Below are 22,769 nucleotides of genomic sequence, written 5' to 3'. Positions count from 1 at the left end.
CCCGCGTTCGGCCGCCGGGCTGTTCACCCCGCCAGGGGGAGCAGCCCGGCGCGTTCGTTGCGGGGCAGCGACAGCATCCGGGCGGTGTCCTCCCGGCCGCCGTGCGGCAGCAGCAGGACCCGCAGCATGTCGATCATGCGGTCGATCAGGCCGCGCGCGGCCGCCATGCCCTCGTGGTCCTCGTCCGGGGCGAACTGGTCGTGCACGAAGGCGGGGAAGCCGCTGCCCGCCAGGATCATCCGGTTGAGCAGGACGTTGTCGACGAGCTGGCCGTAGACGCGGTCGTGGCTGTAGCGGCGGCCGGTGACGACCACGCCGGCCACCTTGTTGGCGAGCGGGCGCTCGAAGCGCAGGTGCCCGACCCCGGCCCGCTCGACGAAGTTCTGCATCGTGCCCGCCAGGCCGAAGCCGTGGACCGGGGCCGCGTAGAGCACCCCGTCGGCGCGCACCAGCCGGTCCACCAGGGCGGGGACGTCGTCGTCCACGGCGCAGGGCAGGGGCCGCACGTTGCAGTCGCCGCACCGTCCGCACGGCGTGACGTCGTACTCCGCGAGCGGGACCACGTCCATGTGGACCCCGTGCTCGGCGGCGGCCGCGGCCAGCACGCGCAGCACCCGCGCGGTGAGTCCGTCGGGCCGTTCGGAACCGTTGAGGGCGGCTATCGTCGCCCAGGGGCCGTGGGAAGCCATGTCCGTATCCCTCCGAGGAAGTTGTCGACGAACGCGTGCCCGTCGCGGGTGGTGATGCTTTCCGGGTGGAACTGGAGGCCCTCGACGGGCAGCCGGCGGTGGCGCAGTCCCATCACGCAGCCGTCCTCGCGGGCCCGCGCGCTCACCACCAGCTCGGCGGGGAGCGGGTCCGCGACGGCCAGCGAGTGGTAGCGGGTGACCTCGGTGCCGTCCTCGAACCCGGTGAAGAGTCCGGAGCCGTCGTGGGCGAGGCGGCTGGTCTTGCCGTGCACGGTGCGTGCCGCCCGCTCGATCCGTCCGCCGTAGGCGAGGCCGATCGCCTGGTGCCCGAGGCAGATGCCGAGCAGCGGGACCCGGCCGGCGAAGTGGCGCACCAGCTCCACGTGGCCGGAGTCGGCCGGATGACCGGGGCCGGGGCCGAGGACCACCGCGTCCGGGCGGCGCGCGGCCAGCTCGACGGGGGTGTGCGCGTGGGCGGTGACGACCTCGGTGCGGGCGCCGCACTCGCGCAGGTAGTGGTCGATGACGTGCACGAAGCTGTCGCGCGCGTCGACGAGCAGGACCCTCATGCCGCCAGCTCCTCACCGGTCACGGCGGTGTAGACGGCGCCCATCTTGGCCATCGTCTCGCGCCACTCCCCGTCGGCCGAGGAGTCCGCGACCACGCCGGCCGACGCCTGCAGCGCGTACGTCCCCGTCCGCGGGTCGTGCACGGCGGTGCGGATGCACAGGGCGAGCGTCGCGGCCCGTCCGCGGAGGTCGATCAGCCCGACCGCGCCCGCGTAGGCGCCGCGCGGCCGGTCCTCGATCTCGGCGATCAGCTCCATGGCGCGGACCTTGGGCGCTCCCGTCATGGTGCCCGCGGGGAAGGTGGCGCGCAGCACCGACCAGACGTCGGCGTCGCCGTCCAGCTCGCCGCGGACCGTGGAGACCAGGTGGTGGACCTTCGAGAAGCCCTCGACGGCCATCATCCGCTCCACCGCGAGCGTGCCGGGCTCGCAGACCCGGGCCACGTCGTTGCGGCACAGGTCGACCAGCATGATGTGCTCGGCGCGTTCCTTGGCGTCGGCCCGCAGCGCGGCCACCCGGCGGGCGTCCTCGGCGGGGTCGGCGGCGCGCGCGGTGGTGCCGGCGATGGGCCGCATGGCCAGGCCGCGGCCCTCGATCCTGAACAGCAGTTCGGGGCTGGCCCCGATGAGGGCGCGGCCCGCCCACGGCACCAGGTACATGTACGGCGACGGGTTGCCCCGCCGCAGCCTGCGGTAGGCGTCCAGGGGCGGCAGCGGCGTCGTGACGTCGATGCGGTGGCCCATCTGGATCTGGTAGACGTCGCCGGCCCGGATGTGCTCCAGGCAGCGGCGCACGCGGTCGGCGTACTCCTCCCGCCGGACGGTGTCGCGCACCGCGGACGGGCGGGGCGCCGGGGGCACGGCGGCCTCCTCGGCGGGCAGGGACCGCACCAGCTCCGCCAGGCCGGCGCCGAGGGCGTCCGGCCCGCCGAACCCGGCGCCGTCCGCGGACAGCTGGTGGCTCTCGCCGGTGTCCAGGTCGTACCGGACGACGTGCCGGAAGAGGGTGAGCACGATCTCCGGGTCCTGCCCGGAGGCGTGCGGGGGCAGCTGCTCCAGGTACTGGGCGGCCTCGTAGCCGAACACCCCGAGGAACCCGAACGCGTAGGAGTCCAGGGGCACGTCGGTGCGCACGTCGAACGCCGCGTGCAGCTCCCGCAGCAGCCGGGGCACGTCGCCGTCGGCGCGGTCCGCGCAGGCGCGCAGCCGGTCCGCCAGCTCCGGCCGGCCGTCCACGCCGACCCGCCCGTCCCGGACGGTGACGCGGGCCAGCACGCCGGCGCCGACGGCGGCGAAGCGGCAGTCCTCCTCCGGGCCGGCCAGGCTCTCGAAGAGGAACACCTGGTCGTCGCCGAGCAGCCGGCGCAGTGCGGCGCACAGCGCCAGCGGGGCGTGCGGGGCGAGCGGGGTCCGTGCCACGCCCACCCGCAGGGGCGCGGCGTCCGCGCGGGGCGGCGCGGGCGCGACGGCAGTCATGGTCATCGTGGGTGGGTCCCCTTCGGTACGTGGATCGGCCGGCGAAGCAACGCCAGCAAACCAATCGCGCGCACCCGTGGAGCAGTCCACCGGACCGGGGCGGCGGCGTACCACTCGGCCGCGGCGCGGGCGCCGGGCCCCGGCCGTGGCCTCAGCCGCGGCCCCCGCCGAGCAGCTCGGCGGCCCGCAGGAGGGCCGTCCGGCAGGTGTCCTCGTCGACCCCGGGCACCGAGCAGGCCAGCAGCAGCACCCGGCGGGTGTCCCCGGTCACCGCCTGGTGCACCCCGTCCCGGTGCGCGAACAGCGACAGCACCCGCTCGTCGTCGGCGAGCACCGGCCGTCCCGGCTCCAGCACCGCCGGCCCGTCCGCGCCGAGCGCGGTGAACTCCTCCGTGCCGTCGCTCAGCCGCAGCCGCACCTCGCCCGTCAGCCGGTCCCGGTCGAAGAGCCCGAGCGCGACCAGGTCGCGCGCCGCCACCGCGTTGACGGCGTCGACGGCCGGGTTGATCCGCGGCCAGGCGCCGAGCGGCTTGCCCCGCAGCCCGCGGTCGATCAGCGCCTGCACGGACGGCGGCTGCTTGTCCGGGTGGCTGCCCAGCCGCCGGCTCAGCTCCCGGTAGGCGGCCACCCGCGGGGCCGAGCGCACCTCGGACCGGCTCGCCCCGGTCCAGCGGGCGTGCGCCTCGGCCCAGACGCCGTCCGCCGGGGCGGCTCCGCCGGCGGCGACCTCCGCCTCCAGGGTGAGCACCCGGACCCCGGGCATCAGCTCCCGGGCCTCGGGCTGGACGGGGATCGCGCGGAAGGTGGCCGTGCGGTACGCGGCGCCGGTCATGAGGTTCCTCCGGAGAAGGTCAGGGTGTCCGTGGTGCGCAGGTCCAGGTCCTCGGCGGTGAAGACCTGATCGGTGTCGATGAGGATGTTGTAGTGGTTCGGCGCGTGGCACTCGTCGAATCCGGCCACCCGCCCGATGGGTCCGCCGGGGCCCGTCACGACGTCGCCCCGCTCGATCACCGTCGCCGCGGCGAACTCGGCGAAGCCCAGGAATCCCACGTGGTCGACCCGGTCCCCGGTGCCGGTGGGCCGGTCGGTGGTGGTGACCAGCTCGTGCACGTCGCCGGCCCGCACGCACCGCGACCGCCAGGGCGACAGCCGCATGCCGCGGTCGGCGCGCCGGTGGAACAGCAGCTTGACCAGGTGCGCGGCGACCGGGTCCTTGGCGGGCATCCGCAGCCGTTCCTCCTTGGTCCGGCCGATTCCGTACGCCTCCTCGACCAGGTCGACGATGTGCGGGCCCCGGTCCGGCCCGGTCCGGCCCTCGCGCACCACCCGGTGGAAGTCCGCCATGATGCCGGCGTACTCGTGGTCGAGGGACGACTTGAACTCCGTGAAGCCGTCCAGCATGTCGGCGCGCAGTTCCCGGCCGTCCTTGAGGTGGACGGTGATGTCCTTGCGCTCGCCGGTCTCCAGCGCCCAGTCCAGGTCCACCCGGACCGGGATGCCGTCGGCGGTGGCCAGCCGCAGCTCGGCGCAGAACTCCACCCCGGCCCGGACGTCCCCGAGGGTGGCGTCCCGCAGGGTGAGCGGGCCGAGCACGGTCTCCAGGGCGTCCAGGGCGTTGGGGCCGTTGTCTATGACGCAGCCGCCGCCGCACCGCTCGATGTCCTGGTACCAGCGGTCGGAGCCGGTGTGCTCCTCGATCCTCTCGTCGTAGTGGCTGGTCACGTGGGAGATCAGTTCCCGCGCGGGCAGCCGGGCCGCCAGGTCGAGCACGTGGACGTTGTAGCGGCGGTGGAACGCGGTGAACAGGGTGGTGCCGGAGGCGTCGGCCAGCGCCGTCAGCTCGTGCGCGTCCCGGGCGGCGACGGTCAGCGGCTTCTCGCAGCACACGTGGACGCCGGCCCGCAGCGCGTCGCCGACGACCGGGGCGTGCGCGTGGTTGGGCAGGGTGACGACCACCCCGTCCACCAGGCCCGAGGCCAGCAGTTCCCGGTGGTCGGTGAAGACGGCGGTGCCGGGGCCGAACCCGGTCAGCTTGCTCTCGTCGAGGTCGCAGACGGCGGTGAGCCGCAGCCCGGGGTCGTCCTCGACGGCCCGCAGGAAGAAGGGGGCGATGACGCCCAGTCCGATCACTCCGATGCGCATGGTCGTGCGGTCCTTTCCGCTCGTGCGGTCGTCGGTTCCGGTCGGCGGTGTCCCGTTCACGCCGCCACCCTCAGGTCCTGGCCGCTCAGCGCGCCGGGCGCGGTGACGGAGAGCCGGCCGGCCAGCGCGGCCAGCCCCTCGGCGACCGGTCCCGGCAGCTCGACGCCCTCGCGCAGCGACCGCTCGTACCGCTCGGCCTCCGGAGCACCCGGGTAGGTGACGCCCCGGGTCGCGTAGGCGGCGGCCGGGGAGCCGGCGACCGTGTCGAGCAGGGTGCGGTTCTCGGCGGCGATGGCCCGCGCCGAGCCGAAGGCCGACGGGTCGATCACGATCGCGGTGTGGCCGACGTTGTCGTCGGCAGCCGGCTCGCCCTTCAGCACGCCCGGCCGCGGGCCGTAGGCGGCGCCGGCCAGCGGGCCGCACAGCAGGTCGACCAGGAGGGCGAGGCCGAAGCCCTTGGCGCCGCCGGTCTCGGCGGGGCCGCCCAGCCAGGCGACGTCCGCCTCCTCGGCCATGAACGCGGCCGGGTCCGTCGTCGGCGTGCCGTCGTGCCGCACCAGCCATTCCCGCGGGACCTCCTGGCCCTCCCGGTGAGCGGCCTTGATCTTCCCGGTGGCGACCACGGTGGTGCTCATGTCGAGGACGAAGGGCGCGCCCCGGGTGACCGGCACGGCCGCGCTGAGCGGGTTGGTGCCGAGCATCCGCACGGTGCCGCCCAGCGGCGGGGCGACGCCCTGCGCGCCGCAGTTGGTCATCGCCAGGCCGATCAGCCCGGCGGCGGCCGCCTTCTGCGTGTAGTAGCCGGCGCTGCCGAAGTGGGTGCTGTTGCGCACGGCGACCATGCCGATGCCGGTGGTGCGGGCCTTGTCCATGGCGATGTCCATGGCGAGGTCCATGGTGACCAGGCCGAGGCCGCGGTCACCGTCGAGCAGGGCGGCCCCGAGGGTCTCCTGGACGACGTGCGGGGCGGCGCCGGCGGCGATGCGGCCGTCGAGCAGCCGGGGCGCGTAGATGTTCACCAGTCCGTTGGTGCCGTGGGTGGTGAAGCCGTGCGCGTCGGCGTACGTGATCACGTCGGCGGCGGTGCGCGCGGACGTGGCGTCGAGGCCGCACTCGGTGAGGACGTCGCGGACGAAGGCGGTGAGCTCGGCGAGGGGGACGCGAACGGTCATGGCGGTTCTCTCTTTCCGGTGGACGGTCGGGCGGGGGCGGTCGGGCGGGGGACGTGCGGGTCTGTCGGGCGGTGCGGGCCGGTCGGGCGGCGCGGGCCGGTCAGGCGGCGCGGGCCGCGAAGGCGTGCACCAGCTCCTTGACGCGCTGCGCGTAGGAGTCCAGGTCGTCCAGGTTCACGAACTCGGCGGGGGTGTGGGCGCCGTTGGCGTCCAGGCGGCCCGGACCGCACGCCGCGACGTAACGGCCGGGCCCGGGGGCCCAGATCGCGTCGCAGGTGAACGCGGAGCCGTCGGCGAGGCCGTCGTGCCGGGTGAACCCGGCGCGCTCCAGCATCAGTTCGCCCTCCGGGTCGCGGTTGCGCAGCGTGGGCAGGCCCTGCTTGAGCCAGTCCAGGCGGACGATGCGCCGCCAGTCGCGCACCGTGCGGCGGGTGAACGGGTCGTGGGCGTGCAGCTGGGCGAACTCGGTCCGGGCCTCCTCGATCAGCACCTCCAGCGAGGCGGCGAGCAGTTCCGCCTGCTCGGTCGCCGGATAGGCGATGTTGAGCAGCAGCCGGCCGCCGCCGTACACCCTGTTGTGCGCGGTGCCGGTGTGCAGGCCGGCGACGCAGAGCTTGGCCCCCATGCCGTGGGCGAGCGGGCCGAGCCGGCGGGACAGGAAGTCGGCGAGGAAGCCGAGCAGCACGGTGGCGTTGTGGCCGTCGGCGGGGTGGTCGTCGGTGGAGTCCTCGCCGAGCACCGTGATCCGCGGGGTCATGGCGGCGGTGCAGCCGTCCATGAAGGTGTTGCCGGTGGGCTCGGCGAAGACCATCAGCCGTCCGGTGTGCCCGGCGTCGACCAGGGCGCGGGTGCCGTAGGTCCCCATCGCGCCGCCCTCCTCGCCGGGGACGGAGGCGATCCTCACCTCGATCCGGCCGTCCAGGCCGGGATCCTCGGCGAAGGCGGCGGCCACCCCGACCGCGGCGGCGATCCCGGGACCCTTGTCGTCCACGGCTCCCCGGCCGTGCAGGATCCGCCCCTCCAGGCGCGGCGGGACGTGCGGGCCGACGGTGTCCACGTGGAAGTTGACGACCAGCCGCCGTCGCTCCGGCTGCGGGGAGCCGTACCCGACGACCACCGAGGGCTGCCCGGCCAGGAACCCCGGCAGGTCGCGCCGGGCCGCCTCCCGCACCGGGGCCGGCACCTCGGGGCGTTCCAGCAGCTCCGGGGAGGGGGACTGGTGCAGCACGGTGGTGAAGCCGCGCTCGGCCGCACCGGTGAGGAAGACCCGCTGCGCGCGGGCCGCGCCGTCCAGGGGGCCGCCCTCCAGGGGCGAGACGGAGTCGACGGCCATCAGCTCGGTCAGCCACTCCACGTCGGCGGCGCTCAGGGCGGTACCGGCGGGCGCCGTCCGGGTCGACTCAGCCATGGTGGCTCTCCTTCCAGTACAGGGCGCCGTGCGCGGTGTCCATACCGAGCAGGGCGGCGAAACGGCGGGTGTAGGCGCGGTATCCGTCGGCGAGCGCGACCGGGTCGCCGGCCACCCCCAGGTGCGGGATGTGCGCGAGATGGGGTTCGAGGCTGTAGTGGCCGCGGTAGCCGTACTCCTCCAGCAGCCGCACGCACTCGGCGACGTCCGCGGTGCCCTCGCCCGGGAGGGTGAACTCGGCGGTGCCGTCGGGCCGGACCACGCCGTCCTTGATGTGCACGTGCTCCACCCAGGGCAGCACCTGCCGCAGGAACGGGACCGAGTCGTAGCCGTAGGCGAGGCCGTTGCCGGTGTCGAACAGCAGCCGCAGCCGCGAACTGCCGACCTCCTCCAGCATCCGCAGCGTGTGCGCGGCGCTCCGGCCGCCCCAGCCCTGGCAGTTCTCGTGCAGCAGGGTGACGCCCAGGCGTTCGGCCTCGCGGGCCAGCAGCCGCATCCGGCGCAGCGCCTCACGTCGCCACTCGCGCTCCGGGCGCCCGTCGTTGGGGTACGACATGACGCGCAGCCGGTCGCAGCCCAGCAGCGCCGCCGCCCGGGCGGAGCGCTCCAGGACCGCCAGCTCGCCGTCGATGCCGGTGGCGACCGTGGTGGACCAGGAACCGATCGGGGTGTCCACGACGGGCACCCGCAGCCCGGTGACGATGGTGCGCCGGGCGACGTCCGCGACGTCGCCGGGGGCCAGCTCGTGCAGGCCGGACCCGTCCACGGTGCGCAGCTCGATCACGTTCATGCCGAGCTCGTGGTGGATGGCCAGCTGGCCGGTCAGGTCGGGGGCGGCCTCGTCGCCGATGCCGCACAGCCGGTCGGGGCCGATGACCGGGCCGCCCGGCGTGCCCACCGCGCTCACCGCCCCGCCTCGTGGAAGCGGCGCACGGCGTCCACCACCCGCTCGGCCGCGCCCGGCGCCATGTCCGGGTGCAGCGGCAGGGCGAGGGCCTCCCGGGACAGCCGCTCGGCGACCGGGAAGTCGCCCTCCCGGTGCCCGAGGTGGGCGAACGCGGGCTGCAGGTGGAGGGGGCGCGGGTAGTAGACGGCCGTTTCGACGCCCTGCTCCGCCAGGTGGGCGCGCAGCGCGTCGCGCTCCTGGACGCGCACCACGTAGGTGTAGACGGCGCGTCCCTCGAAGCCGGCCCGCGGGGGCAGCAGCGCGGGGGCCAGCGGGCGCAGTCCCTCCTCGTAGATCTCGGCGATCGCGCGCCGCCGCCGCAGGAGCTCGTCCAGGTGCGGCAGCTTGCGCAGCAGGAAGCCGGCGGTCAGCTCGTCCATCCGGCAGTTGAAGCCGAGCAGTTCGTGGTGGAACCGCTTGCCCGCGGGCTGGCCGTGGTTGCGCAGCATGCGGGCGGTGCGGGCCAGGTCGTCGTCGTCGGTGACGATCATGCCGCCGTCCCCGATGCCGCCGGCGGGCTTGGCGGGGAAGAAGGAGTACACCCCGGCGACGCCGTGCCGGCCGGCGGGCCGCCCGTCGACCTCGGCGCCCAGGGCGACCGCGCTGTCCTCGACCACGTGCAGTCCGTGCCGGGCGGCCAGCGCGGTGAAGTCGGCCATCCGCGGCGAGTCGGCGAACAGGTAGGCGGGCAGCACGGCCCTGGTCCGCCCGGTGACGGCGGCCCCGGCGGCGGCCGGGTCGAGCAGGGCCGTCCCGTACTCGACGTCGGCGAAGACCGGGCGGGCGCCGCGCAGGGCGACGGTGGAGGCGGTGGAGACGAAGGAGAAGGCCGGGGTGACGACCTCGTCGCCCTCGCCGATGCCGAGGGCGGCCAGGATCACGCTCAGCGCGCCGGTGCCGCCGGCCACGGCCACGGCGTGCGCCGCGCCGGTGCGCCCGGCGATCTCCGCCTCCAGGCGCTCCACCCGGGACTTGAGGATGAACTCGTCGCTCTCGGCGACCTCCCGGAAGACGTCCACGATGTCGTCGACCCAGCCGGCGGAGCGGGCGGGCCAGTCGGCGTAGGGGATGGCGGTGGTCACGATGCGGCTCCGTAGAAGGCGTGGATCAGTCCGGCGACGTGGTCGGCCTGCGCGTCGGTCAGGTCGGGGTACAGCGGCAGCGCCAGGGCGCGCCGGGACGCGGCCGCGGCGACCGGCACCGGGTGGCGGGAGCCCGGCAGGGGGGCGAGCAGCGGCTGCTCGGTGAGCGGGCGCGGGTAGTAGATCTCGGTGCCGACGCCGTGCGCCTCGAGGTGGGCGGCCAGTTCGTCCCGGCGGTCGCACTCGACGAGGTAGACGTAGTAGACCTGGTTGCCCGGCGTCTTGGCGGGCGCGATCCAGGGCGTCGTCACCTTCCCGGCCAGCGGCGCGAGCAGCCGGTCGTACCGGGCGGCCAGTTCGGCGCGCCGCTCCGTCTCCTCGGTCAGCCATTCCAGGCGGTGCAGCAGGAACGCCGACTGCAGTTCGTCGCAGCGGCTGTTCCAGCCGATCTCCTCGTGGACGTACTCGCCCTCCGTGTCCTGGCCGTGCTGGCGCAGCCGCCGGGCGCGGGCGGCGATCCTGTCGTCGTCGGTGAGCAGCATGCCCGCGTCGCCGAGCGAGCCGAGGGTCTTGGTGGGGAAGAAGGAGAGCACGCCGCCGCTGCCCCACAGGCCCGCGTGCACGCCGCCGGCCCGCATGTCGATGCCCTCGGCGCTGTCCTCCAGCAGCATCAGCCCGTGCCGGTCGGCCAGGTCCCGCAGCACCTCCATGTCGGCCATCTGGGAGAACAGGTGCACCGGCATGATCGCCTTGGTGCGCGGGGTGATCGCGGCCTCGGCGCGCTGGGGGTCCATGGCGTAGCTGCCGGGCAGGACGTCCACCAGGACCGGCTGTGCGCCCACGTGCAGCACGCACGACGCGGTCGCGAAGAAGGTGTACGCGGGCACGATCACCTCGTCGCCGGGGCCGATGCCGGCCGCCCGCAGCAGGATCACCAGGGCGTCGGTGCCGTTGGCCACGGCCACCGCGTGCCGGGCGCCGGTGCGCTCGGCGATCGCGGTCTCCAGCTCCGCGGTGACCGGGCCGGAGGTGAAGCGGCCGGAGGCGGCGACCTCGCGGATCCTGGCCTCCAGCCGGGGCCAGTCGCGGCGGACGGAGGCGGCCCCGCTGAAGAAGGGGACGGTGGTGGTCTCGCTCATCGGGTGGCCGCCTTCAGGGAGGAGACCAGCTCGGTGACGGCCCGGCGGCGGCCGGCCGCGTCGCGTGCCTCGCCGACCGCCCGCAGCAGCGCGCTGCCGACGATCACGCCGTCCGTCCTGCCGTGCAGCGCCTTCACGTGCTCGGGGCGGGAGATGCCGAACCCGACGGCCATCGGGGTGTCGCCGGCGGAGCGGACCCGCTCCAGGTAGGCGTCGATGCCCGGGTCGAGTTCGTCGCGCACCCCGGTCACACCGTTCGCGGCGAGGACGTAGAGGAAGCCGCGGGAGGCGGCGGAGGCGGCCGCGATCCGCTCCGGCGAGCTGCCGGGCGCGGCGAAGAAGGACTGCCCCAGGTCGGCGGCCCGGGCGCGCTCCAGCCACGGGCCGCCCTCGCCGACCGGCAGGTCGGGGACGACGAAGCCGTCGGCGCCGGCCGTGCGGGCGTCGTCGTACAGCTGGGTCAGTCCGTAGCGCAGGAACGGGTTGCAGTAGCCCATGAGCACGATCGGCGCCTCGACGCCGGCGGCCCGCGCCTCGGCGACCACGTCGATGGTGGCGGCGGTGGTGGTGCCGGTGTCCAGCGCGGCCTGGCCGGTGGCCTGGATGACCGGGCCGTCGCCCAGCGGGTCGGAGAACGGGACGCCCAGTTCGATCACGTCGGCGCCCGCGTCCACGGCGGCGCGGATCAGGCCGACGGTCTCGCCGAGCGAGGGGTAGCCGGAGGTGATGTAGGCGACCAGGGTCGTCTCCTCCTTGACCCGGTTGTCGGTGAAGGTCTGCTCGAGGCGCTTCATCGGGAGTTCTCCTCACGCTGCTGCAGGGCGGCCATGGCGGAGGTGAGGTCCTTGTCGCCGCGGCCGGAGAGGTTGACGAGGACGGTGCTGCCGGGCTCGCAGCCGCGGGCCACCTTCAGGGCGCCGGCCACCGCGTGCGCGGATTCCAGGGCGGGGACGATGCCCTCGTGGGCGCTCAGCGCGACGAAGGCGTCCAGGGCCTCGTCGTCGGAGGCGGAGATGTACTCGACCTTGCCGGTGTCCTTGTAGTGCGAGTGCTCCGGGCCGACGCCCGCGTAGTCGAGGCCGGGCGCGATGGAGTGGGTCAGCTGGATCTGGCCGTCGTCGTCCTGGAGCAGGTAGGTGCGGGTGCCCTGCAGGACGCCCGGCTCCCCGTACAGCAGGGGCGCCGCGTGGCCGCCGTCGCCGCCCCTGCCCTCGCCGGCCGCCTGCACGCCGACCAGCCGGACCGGGTCGTCGAGGAAGGCGCTGAACATGCCGGCCGCGTTGGAGCCGCCGCCGACGCAGGCCACGACCACGTCGGGCAGACGGCCGTTCTCCTCCAGGAACTGGGCGCGGGCCTCGCGGCCGATGACCGACTGGAAGTTGCGCACGATGGTGGGGAAGGGGTGCGGTCCGACGACGGAGCCGAGCAGGTAGTGGGTGGTGTCGGGGTGCGCGATCCATTCGCGGATCGCCGCGTTGATGGCGTCCTTCAGGGTCGCGGTGCCCAGGTCCACCAGCTCCACCCGCGCGCCGAGCAGCTTCATCCGCTGCACGTTCGGGGCCTGCCGCTCGGCGTCGACGCGGCCCATGTAGACCGTGGCGTCCAGGCCCAGGTAGGCGCAGGCGGCGGCCACGGCCACGCCGTGCTGGCCGGCGCCGGTCTCGGCGATGATGCGCTTCTTGCCCAGGCGGTGGGCGAGCAGCGCCTGCCCGATCGAGTTGTTGATCTTGTGGGCGCCGGTGTGGGTGAGGTCCTCCCGCTTCAGCCAGAGCTTGACGCCGTTCTCCGTGACGCCGAGCCGGTGCAGCTCGGTGATCGGGGTCGGCCGCCCGACGAACATCTTCAGCAGCCGGTCGAGCTCGTCGGTGAACCCGGGGTCCAGCAGCGCCTTGTGGTACTCCGCCTCCAGTTCCTCCAGCGGGCCCACCAGGGTCTCCGCGACGAACTGTCCGCCGTACTCGCCGAATCGGCCGTTCACGAGGCCACCTCCAGGATCGGGACCCCGGTGCAGGACCGGACCTGCGCGGCGGGGTCGGGGCTGTTGAGCAGGGACTCGCCGATCAGCGCGGCGTCGAAGCCGTGCGCGGCGATGCGTTCGATGTCGGCGCGGCCGGACAGGCCGCTCTCGCTGACGGTCAGCACGTCGCGCGGGATGCCGCGGCGCAGCCGGGCCGAGTTCTCCAGGTCCACCGAGAAGGTCTGCAGGTCCCGGTTGTTGATGCCGACGACGCGGGCTCCGGCGTCCAGCGCCCGGTCCACCTCGTCCTGGGTGAAGGTCTCCACCAGCGCGTCCAGGCCGAGGCCGTGCGCGCTCTGCACGAGGTCCTTCAGCAGCGCGTCGTCGACGGCGCGGACGATGACCAGGACCGCGTCGGCGCCGCTGTCGTGGGCGAGCGTCACCTGGCGGGTGTCGACGAAGAAGTCCTTGAACAGGACCGGCACGTCCACCCAGGGGTCCTCCGCGACGGAGCGGACCAGTTCGGGCGAGCCGCCGAAGTACGGGGTGTCGCCGAGCACGGAGACCGCGGAGGCGCCGGCGGCGCTGTAACCGCGGGCGGTGGGCACCGCCCGGGCCAGGTCCAGCAGCGGCCCCTTGGACGGGGACTTCGGCTTGATCTCGGCGATGACCGAGACCTCCGGGCCGCCGATCGCGGCGGCGAACCGGCCGGGCCGGGCGGGGAGCAGCCGGCCCCGGGCGGCGGCGTCGGCCGCCGCCGGCCCGCTCCAGGCGGCCTTCTTGGCCGCGACGATGTCATCGAGGTGCATGGCCATGACGGCCCTCCTGGGTGGTGTGGGAAAGGGCGAGGCGCTCGACCAGCGCGGCGGGGGCCCGGCGGCGGACGGCGTCCCGGGCGAGGGCGAGGCCGCCCGCCAGGTCGTCCGCCGCGCCGGCCAGGTGGAGCACGGCCGCCGCGTTCAGCAGCACCGTGTCCAGCAGCGGCCGCGGCGCGTCGCCGGCCAGGACCTGGCGGGCGATGACCGTGTTGCGCGTGGCGTCGCCGCCCGCCAGGTCGGCCAGGCCGGCCGGGCTCAGCGGCAGCCCGGCCGGGTCGAGGGTGAACTCGACGGGCTCGCCGCCGTCCACCCGCAGCACCCGGGAGGGGCCCTGGGTGGTCAGCTCGTCCATGCCGTCGGCGCCCTGGACGATCCAGGTCCGCCGGTGGCGGAGCATGGCGGCGGCCTCGGCCAGCACCTCCTGGTCCCGGCGGGTCGCGGCGCCGACGAGCCGGCCGGTCAGCGGCACCGGGTTGGAGAGCGGACCGGAGAGGTTGAACAGGGTGCGGAAGCCCAGCCGGCGGCGGATCGGGGCGAGCCTGCGCAGTGCCGGGTGGAGCGCGGGGGTGAACAGGAACGCGAACCGGTGCTCGGCCAGCTGCCCGGGGATGCGCTCGCCGGCGTCGAGGCCGACGCCGAGGGACTCCAGCAGGTCGGCGCTGCCGCACCGCGAGGTCGCCGCCCGGTTGCCGGCCTTGGCGACGGTCGCGCCGGCCGAGGCCGCGACGAGGGCCGCCAGGGTGGAGATGTTGACCGAGCCGCTGCCGTCGCCGCCGGTGCCGACCACGTCGACCGCGGGGCCGGTCCAGGCGACCGGCCTGGCCACCGCGAGGACGGCCCGCACCGCGGCGGCCACCAGCACCGGGGTCGCCCCGCCGACCGCCACGGCGGTCAGGAAGGCGGCGACGTCGACCGCGTCCGTGGACTCGTCCAGCAGCTCGGTCACCGCCTCCCGGGCCGCCGGCGGCGACACCGTGCGGCCCGCGACCGCGTCCCGCGTGACGGCGGGCAGCGCCCGGCCGGCGAGCAGGGCCGCCGCCATCACAGCACCGCCACGGCGCTGGCCGGGGAGAGCGTGTTGTGGGTGTCGAGGACCAGCGGCGGGATGCGCCACAGCAGGTCCTGCTCCAGACCGGGCACCGGGGTGACCAGGACCGCGGCGTCCTGCTGGGCGAGCTCCACCGCCGACCAGCCGACCGGGGTGACCGGCTCCCCGTCCACGGCGAGGTCCGGCACCAGCGGGTCGTGGTAGGACACCCGGGCGCCGGCCGCCCGCAGCCCGCGGATGACCTCCAGGGCGGGCGCGTTGCGCAGGTCGGCGACACCGCTCTTGTAACTGACGCCCACGATCAGCACGCCGGCGCCGCGCAGCGAGGCGCCGCGCTCCGCGAACAGCTCCGCCAGCCGCTCGACGACCTGCCGGGGCCGGCGCTCCACCCGCTCGTACGCGGCGTCGACCAGCTTCGTCTCGGTGCCGGCCGCCGCGGCGGCCTCGCGCAGGAACAGCGGGTCGACGGGGATGCACTCGCCGCCCACGCCCGGCCCCGGGTAGTGCGCGAGGAACCCGTAGGGCTTGGTGGAGGCGGCGTCGATGACCTCGCGGACCGGGATGTCCAGCTGCCGGCACAGGTCCGACAGCTCCAGCGTGAGACTGATGTTGACCAGCCGGAACGTGTTCTCGAAGACCTTCGAGAGCTCGGCGACCTCCAGCCGCGAGACCGGCACCACCGTCTCGCAGACCTGCCCGAACAGGGCCGTCGCGCGGCGGGTGCACTCCTTCGTGAGGCCTCCCACCACCTTCGGCGTGTTCGCCAGGTTCCAGCCGCTCGTGTTGGCCGGGTCGACCCGCTCGGGCGCCATCGCGACGTGGAAGTCGGTGCCCGGCTCCAGACCGGTGGCGCGGGCCAGTCCGGCCGCGGCGGCCGCCGTGGTGCCCGCGGGCACCGTGGACTGCAGGACGACCAGCATCCCGCGGCGCAGCAGCGGCGCCACCGAGTCCATCGCGGACTCCACGTAGTCCAGGTTGGCCTGCTGGTCGCCGGTGACCGGGGTCGGCACGCAGACGATCAGGGCGTCGGAGCCGGCCAGCTCGCCGGGCTCGGTGGTGGCGCTCAGCCGGTCGGCGGCGGCGGCCAGTTCCTCGTCGCTCACGTCCGGCAGGTAGGACTCGCCGCGTACGACCTGGCCGACCCGGTGGGCGTCCGTGTCCAGGCCGCGGACCGGGAAGCCGGCCGCGGCGAACCCGAGACCGAGCGGCAGTCCGGTGTAACCGAGTCCGACGATTCCCACCCGCAGCGTCCGCCGCTCGATCGCCTCGTCGAAGCGGGCGGCACCCTCCCGCTGGTGGAACTCGGGAGTGAGTACGCCAGTTGTCTCAGCCATGGGGCTTTCTCCTCGGAGTGCTATAACTAGGGGCCGTTGGCGCTTCTATGACGCCAGTGGACGCGGGCGGACACCCAGACCACTGCGGGGGGAACGGAGCAGACCAGATGGCCTGGCATCTGTCGGTCCAGGTGGACCGGGACTCGGCCGTACCGCTGACGACCCAGTTGCAGAACGCCATAAAGGTGCGGATCGAGGACCGGGTCCTGCAGCCCGGCGTACGGCTCCCGTCGAGCCGCCAACTCGCCCAGGACCTGCGGCTTTCACGCAGCGTGGTGGTCGAGGCGTACGAGCAGCTGATCGCCGAGGGGTACCTCGACGCGGTCCGCGGGTCGGGCACCCGGGTCACCCGGAAGCTGACCGAGGGCGGCGGCTACGCGCCCCTGCTGGACTCCCGCCCCGCCGCGCAGTCGCGCTGGGACCTCCGGGTCGGCATCGCGAACCTGTCGAACTTCCCCCGCCAGGAGTGGCTCAACTCCTACACGAAGGTGCTGCAGAACGTCGGCCGGGAGGGCATGGACTACCCGCCGGTCGCCGGCATCGCCGAGCTGCGCAACGAACTCGCCGGCTATCTGGGCCGGGTGCGGTCGGTGCACACCGAGCCCGGGCAGGTGATGGTCACCGCGGGGTTCGCGCAGGGACTGGCGCTGCTGTCCGACTCCCTGAAGCGCCTGGGCATCCACGAACTCGCCATCGAGGAGCCCGGGCACAACGGGCAGCGCAGGTTCATCCTGGACACCGGGATGACGCCGGTGCCGGTGCCGGTCGACGACGAGGGCCTGGTCGTCGAGGCGCTGGAGCGCACGGGCGCCCGCGCCGTCCTGGTCACCCCCGCGCACCAGTTCCCGACCGGGGTGATGCTCTCCCCGGCGCGGCGCGCGCGGCTCCTCGCGTGGGCGCGGGAGCGGGACGGCTGGATCATCGAGGACGACTACGACGGCGAGTTCTGGTTCGAGCCCGGCGGCAGGCCCGCCGCGCTGCAGGAGGGCGATCCCGAGCGGGTGGTGTACGCGGGCACCACCAGCAAGGTCCTGGTGCCCGGTCTGCGCCTGGGCTGGCTGGCGATACCGCCGAGGCTCTACCCGCTGCTCGAGAGGGTCCGCTCCCGGCAGGACCAGGGCTCCGACACCCTCACCCAGCTCGCCTTCGCCGAGCTGATGCGCAGCGGCCTGCTCGACCGGCACCTGCGCCGGGTCCGCTCCCGCTACCGCTCGCGCCGGGAGGCGCTGGCCGCGGCCGTCCGGGAGTCCCTGCCCGAGGCCCGGCTCAGCGGCTGCGCGGCGGGCCTGCACAGCTACGCCGTGCTGCCGCCGGGAACCGACGAGGCGGCGGTGGTCCACGGCGCCCTGCGCCGCTCGGTGCTGGTCCGCGGCGGCCAGCAGTTCCGCTTCGGCGGCCCGCCCGGCCCCCCCGCCCTGATCCTGGGCTACGGCTCGCTGCCGCTGACGGGCATCGCGGAGGCCGTGGCGGCGATCGGGGAGGCGTACGAGGAGGCCCGCCGCACCTGACCCGGCGGCGGACGGATCGCCCGCCGGGAGGACCCGTGGCGGGGCCCGGGGCCGTACGCCGGTCCCGGGGGGCCGCGGCTCCCGCCCTACTGCATCAGGCGGCCCCGGGGCCCCGCGATGAGCTTGTGCGCGCGGGCCTTGTTCACCGCGTCGATGCGCGAGACCGCGTCCAGCTTGTCGAAGATGTTGCGCAGGTGCCGCTTCACGGTGCCCTCGGTGATGCCGAGCCGGACCGCGATCTGCCGGTTGCTCATGGCCTCCGCGACGCACGTCAGCACCTCGCGCTCGCGCGGGGACATCGGCCCGGCGTTCTGCTCGGCGGAGTGGTCCCCGCCCACGGTGAAGCCCGACCGCGGCACCAGGATGGTGACCTGGTCGTCCTCGCGGGCCGCGTTGCGGACGGTGCTCAGCAGGGCCTCGCGCGAGACGCTCTTGTGCAGGTAGCCCTGGGCGCCGAGCTGCAGCAGCTCGTGGACGAGCGGCTGGTCGTCGTGCATGGTGAGGATGATGATCCGCAGGTCGGGGAAGCGCTCCAGCAGCCTGCGCACCGCCGCGCGGGGATGGTGGTCGGGCATCTCCACGTCGAGCAGCAGCACCTGCGGCCGGTGCCGCTCCACCAGCTCGACGAGTCCGCGTCCGCTGCTCGCCTCCGCCACCACCTGGAGGTCCGGTTCGGCGTTGAGCAGCTCGGCCAGGGCCGTGCGCAGCAGGGTGTGGTCGTCGGCGGCGACGATGCGGATCAGGTCACTTCCCGGAATCAACGGAATCCCCCGGGAGGTTCCGCAGCGGGATGGTGATCGTGACCCGGGTGCCCCGGACCTCCGGGTCGCTGGTGAACAGGATGGTCCCGCCGAGCAGTTCGACCCGCTCCGTGGCCGAGGCGATCCCGTTGGCGCGGCCGGCCGTGGCGACCTTCGAGACGTCGAAGCCGCAGCCGTCGTCCTCGATCAGCGCGTGCACGCCGTACGGCGCGATGTCGACCACGGCCAGGACGTGCTCCGCCCCGGCGTGCGCGAGGGAGTTGCGCAGGCACTCCCGCACGACCAGGAAGACCTCGTCCAGCACGGGCTGGGTGGCCCACTCCTCGCTGCCGTTGACCTGGATGCGCACCTTGGAGGCGGTGATCTCCATGGACTCCAGGAACGCGGCGAACGACGACTCCAGCGTGCCCTCGCGCTCGGCGCGGCGCAGCTGGGTGACCAGGTCGCGGATGATGCCGAGGGACTCGGTGAGGGTCTCCTTGACGGCGCCGATCCGCGCCCCGATCTCCTGCGGGCCGGCCCCCCTGGTCAGTTCGAGCTCGTGCAGCTCCAGCTGACGCAGGGCCAGGCTCACGTGGTTGCCGAGGTGGTCGTGTATCTCGCGGGCGAGCTGTCGCTGCGCCGCCGCGTTGACCTCCCGCACCGTGTTGAGGAGGTAGGTGTCGTGGCCGAGCGCGCCGGCCTCGAGCCGCATCCCGATGCCCCGCTGCAGCGCGCGCACCCCCGCCCGGAAGCGGTCGAACTCCTCGGGCTTCGTCGCCACGGTCTCGGCGAGCGTGTCGAAGACGAGGTCGAAGAGGAGGATGCCGGCGCGCAGGGAGTGCACTCCGCCGATGCCCTGGGTGGCGCGCTCCGTGCCCAGGCCCTCCACCTGCTGCACCAGGCCGCTGCGCACCTCGGGCCGGCCGCTGCGCAGGCTCTGCGCGCAGTCCTGGATGATCCGCTCGGCCTGCAGGGCACAGGTGCTCCAGGTCGCCTCGTCGGCGACCAGGGGACTTTTGATCTCTTCCAGCCGATGCCGGTAACGTGCAAGTAATTCTGGGGACCGGGTCAGGAATTGTTCAGCAATCAAACTCTTCTGCTGTGCCACCGATAGGCCTGCATGAGTCACCGGAGTCCCCACCCCCCCATGGAATCAACCCTGTGATACTCGCCGTCCGCTAACGGTATGTCAATGTGCACATTAGCCCATCTCGTATCCTGGGCCGCATCCGGAAGGCGGCCACAGAAACGATCTGACGAGGCTGTCCGCGGTCCGGGTGGCCACCGAGCCGACGTATCCCTCGGGGCAGTCCACCTCGTGCACGTACCAGTCGGAGGGATCCCCCGACCGTCGCGCGCGGCGCGGCCCGCCGGTCGGCGGACCGACCGAGACGGGGTCGCGCAGCCCGGTGCCGGCCGCCTTGCCCACGGCCTCGATGGCGGTCCACGTCCGGAAGCCGGCCACCCGCTCCTGCGCGCCCACCAGGGGCAGCCGGCTCCAGTCGAAGGTGTCGCGGACGCGTTCGAGGTCGACGCCGACCGTGCCGGGCGCCCGGACCACGCCCACCAGGGCGGCGGAGCCGGAGTGCGACAGGCTGAACTCCAGGTGCGGCCAGGGACCGGCCGCCAGCACGGGCCGCCCGCCGCCGCAGTCGCCGCACACCTCCGGTTCGGGGCAGCGGCGCGAGAAGCGGAGCAGGCCGGGCGGGACGCCGAGGTAGTCGGCGAGCAGGGTGCGCAGCGCCACGTGCGCCGCGCGGTAGCGCCGCCGTCCGGCGGGGCGGCGGATGCGCGCCGCACGCGCGCGTTCGGCGGGGGAGAGGACCGCGTCCACGGCGTCGAGCGGGACACGGCCCAGGTGGACGGGCCAGACGTGGATCTCCCCGGGTGCGAGGACGGGGGCACGCGGGGTCGGGGGCAGCTGTATACGCATGAGGGCTTCCCGGGGTCGGAATGGACCAGGGCGTGCCAACGGCCCGTCACGGGAAGCGGGGTGCCGCCGAAACGACGGCGCCCGCCTGCGCACCAGCCAAGCGCGGGCGGGAAAAGGGGGAGGGGTCCACTTCCGGGGTGGTCCGGCGGACCAGAACGGCCGCGCGGGAAACGAGCGGAAAACGGAGGAACTTCGTCCGTTGATCAGTTCCTGTCACTTTAGGAGTACGAGTGACACATTTGCGGAGCAGTCAGGTCGGCATGGGGCTGCCTAGGCTCCTCGTCATGCCGACAGCGACGATGCGGACACTGTCCGTCGATGCGATCAGTGGTCCGAGATCCGCAATTCCGAGAACCGTCCTGCTCTGCCTCAAGGAAACGCGCCCCGCCGTACTGGTGGCCTTCCAGCTCCGTTATCTCGCCGGTGTCGCACTCGCACTGGGACCGGCGACGGTCAGCGGTGCGCTGCCGGTGATCCAGGCCGCGCTCGGATCCCTCGCGTGGTCCTGCGCGATTGTCTACACGTATCTCTACAACGGATGCATGGATTGTCCCGAGGACAGGATCAACGGATCCGCCCGGCCCATAGCGAGCGGCCGGCTGTCGCCCCGGACGGCCCTGGCCGTCGCCCGCGCGGCGGCGGTCGCCGCGCTGCTCCTCTCGGCCGGCGCCGGAGCGGGCACCCTGCTGCTCTGCGCGGCGATGCTGCTGCTCGGGCACGGCTACTCGGCGCCGCGGACCGCGTGGAAGAACAACACCCCGGCCGCGATGGCCGTGGTGTTCTGCTCCGGGCTGCTCACCTACGCCGCCGGCCCCGTCGCCCTGGGCGTCCCGCCGCACACGCCGGCCCTGCTCCTGACGGCCCTGGTCATGTCGCTGTGGATGGCCCTGGTCGGCGCGGTCGTGAAGGACTTCTCCGACATCGAGGGCGACACCGCCGCCGGCCGCCGGACCTGGGCGGTCACGCTGGGCGAGCGGCGCACCGGGGTCCTGGTCGCGGCGGGCGCCTGCCTGGTCGGCGGCGGTTTCGCCGCCGGGGCGGCGCGCTGGACGCCGCAACTGCTGCCCACCGCGGGCGTGGTCCTGACGGGCGCGCTGGTGCTGGCCGCCACCGTGCTCACGGTCCGCGCCGCCGACCCGCGCGAACGCCGGCGGCGGCCCTACCGCGTCTTCATGGGGACGCAGCTGTGCGCGCACCTGTCACTGATCGGCCAGGCCGCCGTCTGACGAAGGCCGGTGCCGCCGCACGGGGGGGATGGACGTGCGGCGGCGGCTCGGGCGGGGTGTCAGCGCCCCGGTGCGGCCCTCGTCGTTCCTTGCGTTCCGGCGGTCGCCGCGCGGGAACGCCGCGGCAGCCTCCCTTCCGGGCCGTGACCGCGGCACCCGGTACGGAAGGTGCCGGTCCGCCGCCGGCCGGCGTGCCGTCGAACCGTTTCCGCGAATTCTCCGCCGCTCGATCCGTCCGGTGCCATGGCGACAAAGCTAGACGCATGAAAAGCCGGTGAACAAGGGGGAATGGGCGAAGGAGACACCGCCCCTTTCTTAAGGTGTATTCGCCCACCACTCAAGTGGAACGAACGGTCTCACATCGCCGCCGCAGTGGTTTCATTTCCCGGAGGAACCACGGAAAAGGCGGACCGGACGGCTGCATCCGGAAAGGGGACGGCGCTCGTGCCGGCGGGCCCGCACGCGGTTCGAGGCACGGAGCGGCGCGTCGCGCCCGTCCGAAGGAAGGAGACGGTAGACGATGACGATCCCCCGACTGGCGTTGGTGTTCCCCGGCCAGGGAGCCCAGCGCTCCGGCATGGGAATGCCCTGGACCCGCAGCCCGGGGTGGTCCGTGGTGGCGGAGGTCTCCGAGGTGGCCGGCCGGGACGTCGCGGCCCTCCTCCTGGACGCGGACGCCGCCACGCTGCGGCGCACCGACAACGCCCAGCTCGCCGTCCTCGCCCTGACCCTGGTGGCGCTGACGGAACTGCGCCACCAGCACCCGCTGACCACCTTCCCGGGCGGCTGCGCCGGGCACGGCCTCGGCGAGTACTCCGCGCTCGTGGCCGCGGGAATCCTCGACCCGCAGGACGCGGTGCGCCTGATCACGGTGCGCGGCGCGGCGATGCGGGCGGCCGGCGAGCGGGCCGAGGGCGCGATGGCGACGGTGACCGGCCTGGACGGCACGCGGGTGCAGCAGGTGGTCGACGACGAGCACGCGCGCGGCGGGCGCGTCTGGGTGGCGCACTTCGACGCGCCGCGGCAGACGACGGTCGCCGGGCAGGCGGCCGACCTGGAACGCTGCGCCCGGTCGCTCGAGCGGGCCGGGGCGGTGAAGGTGACCCCGCTGGCGGTCGGCGGCGCCTTCCACACACCGCTGATGGCGGAGGCCGCCGAGCCCGTCGCGGCGGCGCTCGCCGCGGCGCGCTTCATGCCGGGCCACACCGCGGTCGTCTCCGGGTCCGACTCCCGCACCTACCGCGGCGGGCCGCACTGGGCGGAACTGCTGGGCCGCCAGCTCACCGCGCCCGTCCGCTGGTCGGACACCCTGCGCACGCTCACCAACGAGCTGGCCTGCGACCGCCTCCTGGAGATCGGCCCGGGCCGGGCGCTCACCGGCCTCGCCGAGTCGGTCGTCCCCCGGATCCCCCGGACCGCCTTCTCGGACCCCGGCAGACCCCTGGTCCCGGCGGGCTCCTGACGCCGGCGGGCCGCCGGCCCGCGACGCGCCCGCCGGCGTGCCTCCGGCTCCGGCGGGCGCGTGCCGCACCGGGGCGGGCCCCGCCCCGGCGGTCCGGCCGGCCGGTGGCCGGGGAGGG

The 22,769-nt window shown here is 74.5% G+C and carries 21 protein-coding genes; 3 read left to right on the top strand and 18 right to left on the bottom strand.

Annotation, left to right across the window (positions count from 1 at the left end):
* Window positions 1-23: 23 nt before the first annotated feature.
* The 15 genes from A2U95_RS26870 to A2U95_RS26800 form a co-directional block, all read right to left on the bottom strand.
* Window positions 24-689 carry a flavodoxin family protein gene (locus A2U95_RS26870; RefSeq protein WP_166027724.1) on the bottom strand — a complete coding sequence of 222 codons (666 nt, stop codon included), beginning with the start codon at window positions 687-689 and terminating at the stop codon, window positions 24-26.
* Window positions 659-1,258, bottom strand: a complete 600-nt coding sequence (locus tag A2U95_RS26865; protein ID WP_166027722.1) for an anthranilate synthase component II — start codon at window positions 1,256-1,258, stop codon at window positions 659-661. The genes A2U95_RS26870 and A2U95_RS26865 overlap by 31 nt, the downstream gene beginning before the upstream one ends.
* Window positions 1,255-2,739, bottom strand: coding sequence for an anthranilate synthase component I family protein (locus A2U95_RS26860; protein ID WP_240958193.1), 1,485 nt, complete (start codon window positions 2,737-2,739; stop codon window positions 1,255-1,257). The genes A2U95_RS26865 and A2U95_RS26860 overlap by 4 nt, the downstream gene beginning before the upstream one ends.
* 145 nt (window positions 2,740-2,884) lie before the next feature.
* Window positions 2,885-3,565 (bottom strand): phenylalanine--tRNA ligase beta subunit-related protein, encoded by a 681-nt coding sequence (locus A2U95_RS26855; protein ID WP_166027720.1) that lies wholly within the window; start codon window positions 3,563-3,565, stop codon window positions 2,885-2,887.
* Window positions 3,562-4,875: a Gfo/Idh/MocA family protein gene (locus A2U95_RS26850; RefSeq protein ID WP_166027718.1), complete on the bottom strand. Its 1,314-nt coding sequence runs from the start codon at window positions 4,873-4,875 to the stop codon at window positions 3,562-3,564. The genes A2U95_RS26855 and A2U95_RS26850 overlap by 4 nt, the downstream gene beginning before the upstream one ends.
* Before the next feature lie 56 nt (window positions 4,876-4,931).
* A complete protein-coding gene (locus A2U95_RS26845; protein WP_166027716.1) occupies window positions 4,932-6,047 on the bottom strand; it encodes an Ldh family oxidoreductase in 1,116 nt (371 codons plus the stop codon).
* A gap of 100 nt (window positions 6,048-6,147) precedes the next feature.
* A complete protein-coding gene (locus tag A2U95_RS26840; protein WP_166027714.1) occupies window positions 6,148-7,455 on the bottom strand; it encodes a M20/M25/M40 family metallo-hydrolase in 1,308 nt (435 codons plus the stop codon).
* The gene (locus A2U95_RS26835) at window positions 7,448-8,362 is read right to left on the bottom strand and encodes a sugar phosphate isomerase/epimerase family protein (protein ID WP_166027712.1); all 915 of its coding nucleotides are present in this window, start codon (window positions 8,360-8,362) and stop codon (window positions 7,448-7,450) included. Before A2U95_RS26835 ends, A2U95_RS26840 begins: the two co-directional genes overlap by 8 nt.
* On the bottom strand, window positions 8,359-9,483 hold the full coding sequence (locus A2U95_RS26830) for a DegT/DnrJ/EryC1/StrS family aminotransferase (protein ID WP_166027710.1): 1,125 nt from the start codon (window positions 9,481-9,483) through the stop codon (window positions 8,359-8,361). Before A2U95_RS26830 ends, A2U95_RS26835 begins: the two co-directional genes overlap by 4 nt.
* Window positions 9,480-10,622 (bottom strand): DegT/DnrJ/EryC1/StrS family aminotransferase, encoded by a 1,143-nt coding sequence (locus A2U95_RS26825; RefSeq protein ID WP_166027708.1) that lies wholly within the window; start codon window positions 10,620-10,622, stop codon window positions 9,480-9,482. Before A2U95_RS26825 ends, A2U95_RS26830 begins: the two co-directional genes overlap by 4 nt.
* The gene (trpA, locus tag A2U95_RS26820) at window positions 10,619-11,416 is read right to left on the bottom strand and encodes a tryptophan synthase subunit alpha (RefSeq protein WP_166027706.1); all 798 of its coding nucleotides are present in this window, start codon (window positions 11,414-11,416) and stop codon (window positions 10,619-10,621) included. The genes A2U95_RS26825 and trpA overlap by 4 nt, the downstream gene beginning before the upstream one ends.
* Window positions 11,413-12,600: a tryptophan synthase subunit beta gene (gene trpB, locus A2U95_RS26815; RefSeq protein WP_166027704.1), complete on the bottom strand. Its 1,188-nt coding sequence runs from the start codon at window positions 12,598-12,600 to the stop codon at window positions 11,413-11,415. Before trpB ends, trpA begins: the two co-directional genes overlap by 4 nt.
* Window positions 12,597-13,394, bottom strand: a complete 798-nt coding sequence (locus A2U95_RS26810; RefSeq protein WP_166027702.1) for an indole-3-glycerol phosphate synthase TrpC — start codon at window positions 13,392-13,394, stop codon at window positions 12,597-12,599. Before A2U95_RS26810 ends, trpB begins: the two co-directional genes overlap by 4 nt.
* Window positions 13,375-14,439: an anthranilate phosphoribosyltransferase gene (gene trpD, locus A2U95_RS26805; RefSeq protein ID WP_166027700.1), complete on the bottom strand. Its 1,065-nt coding sequence runs from the start codon at window positions 14,437-14,439 to the stop codon at window positions 13,375-13,377. Before trpD ends, A2U95_RS26810 begins: the two co-directional genes overlap by 20 nt.
* Window positions 14,439-15,779 (bottom strand): nucleotide sugar dehydrogenase, encoded by a 1,341-nt coding sequence (locus tag A2U95_RS26800; RefSeq protein WP_166027698.1) that lies wholly within the window; start codon window positions 15,777-15,779, stop codon window positions 14,439-14,441. The genes trpD and A2U95_RS26800 overlap by 1 nt, the downstream gene beginning before the upstream one ends.
* 107 nt (window positions 15,780-15,886) lie before the next feature.
* On the opposite strand from A2U95_RS26800, the gene pdxR reads away from it, so the two are divergent.
* Window positions 15,887-17,287 (top strand): MocR-like pyridoxine biosynthesis transcription factor PdxR, encoded by a 1,401-nt coding sequence (gene pdxR, locus A2U95_RS26795; protein ID WP_166027696.1) that lies wholly within the window; start codon window positions 15,887-15,889, stop codon window positions 17,285-17,287.
* Window positions 17,288-17,373: 86 nt separating this feature from the next.
* Here pdxR and A2U95_RS26790 read toward each other — a convergent pair whose 3' ends face one another.
* The 3 genes from A2U95_RS26790 to A2U95_RS26780 all read right to left on the bottom strand — a co-directional run bounded on the left by A2U95_RS26790 (window position 17,374) and on the right by A2U95_RS26780 (window position 19,963).
* A complete protein-coding gene (locus A2U95_RS26790) occupies window positions 17,374-18,048 on the bottom strand; it encodes a response regulator (protein WP_240958191.1) in 675 nt (224 codons plus the stop codon).
* Complete coding sequence (locus A2U95_RS26785) at window positions 18,032-19,120, bottom strand: sensor histidine kinase (protein WP_166027694.1); 1,089 nt, start codon at window positions 19,118-19,120, stop codon at window positions 18,032-18,034. Before A2U95_RS26785 ends, A2U95_RS26790 begins: the two co-directional genes overlap by 17 nt.
* A 111-nt stretch (window positions 19,121-19,231) precedes the next feature.
* Entirely contained in the window at window positions 19,232-19,963 is a 732-nt protein-coding gene (locus tag A2U95_RS26780) for a 4'-phosphopantetheinyl transferase family protein (RefSeq protein WP_166027693.1), read from the bottom strand.
* Window positions 19,964-20,247: 284 nt separating this feature from the next.
* Between A2U95_RS26780 and A2U95_RS26775 the strand changes: the two genes are divergently transcribed.
* Both A2U95_RS26775 and A2U95_RS26770 read left to right on the top strand, forming a co-directional pair.
* Window positions 20,248-21,189: a UbiA family prenyltransferase gene (locus A2U95_RS26775; RefSeq protein WP_166027691.1), complete on the top strand. Its 942-nt coding sequence runs from the start codon at window positions 20,248-20,250 to the stop codon at window positions 21,187-21,189.
* Window positions 21,190-21,709: 520 nt separating this feature from the next.
* A complete protein-coding gene (locus A2U95_RS26770; protein WP_166027689.1) occupies window positions 21,710-22,651 on the top strand; it encodes an ACP S-malonyltransferase in 942 nt (313 codons plus the stop codon).
* The last annotated feature ends 118 nt before the right edge of the window (window positions 22,652-22,769 follow it).

Origin of the sequence: Streptomyces chilikensis (genome assembly GCF_001642695.1) — a bacterium.
Taxonomy (GTDB): domain Bacteria; phylum Actinomycetota; class Actinomycetes; order Streptomycetales; family Streptomycetaceae; genus Streptomyces; species Streptomyces chilikensis.
This window is presented reverse-complemented; position numbering and strand designations above follow the sequence as displayed.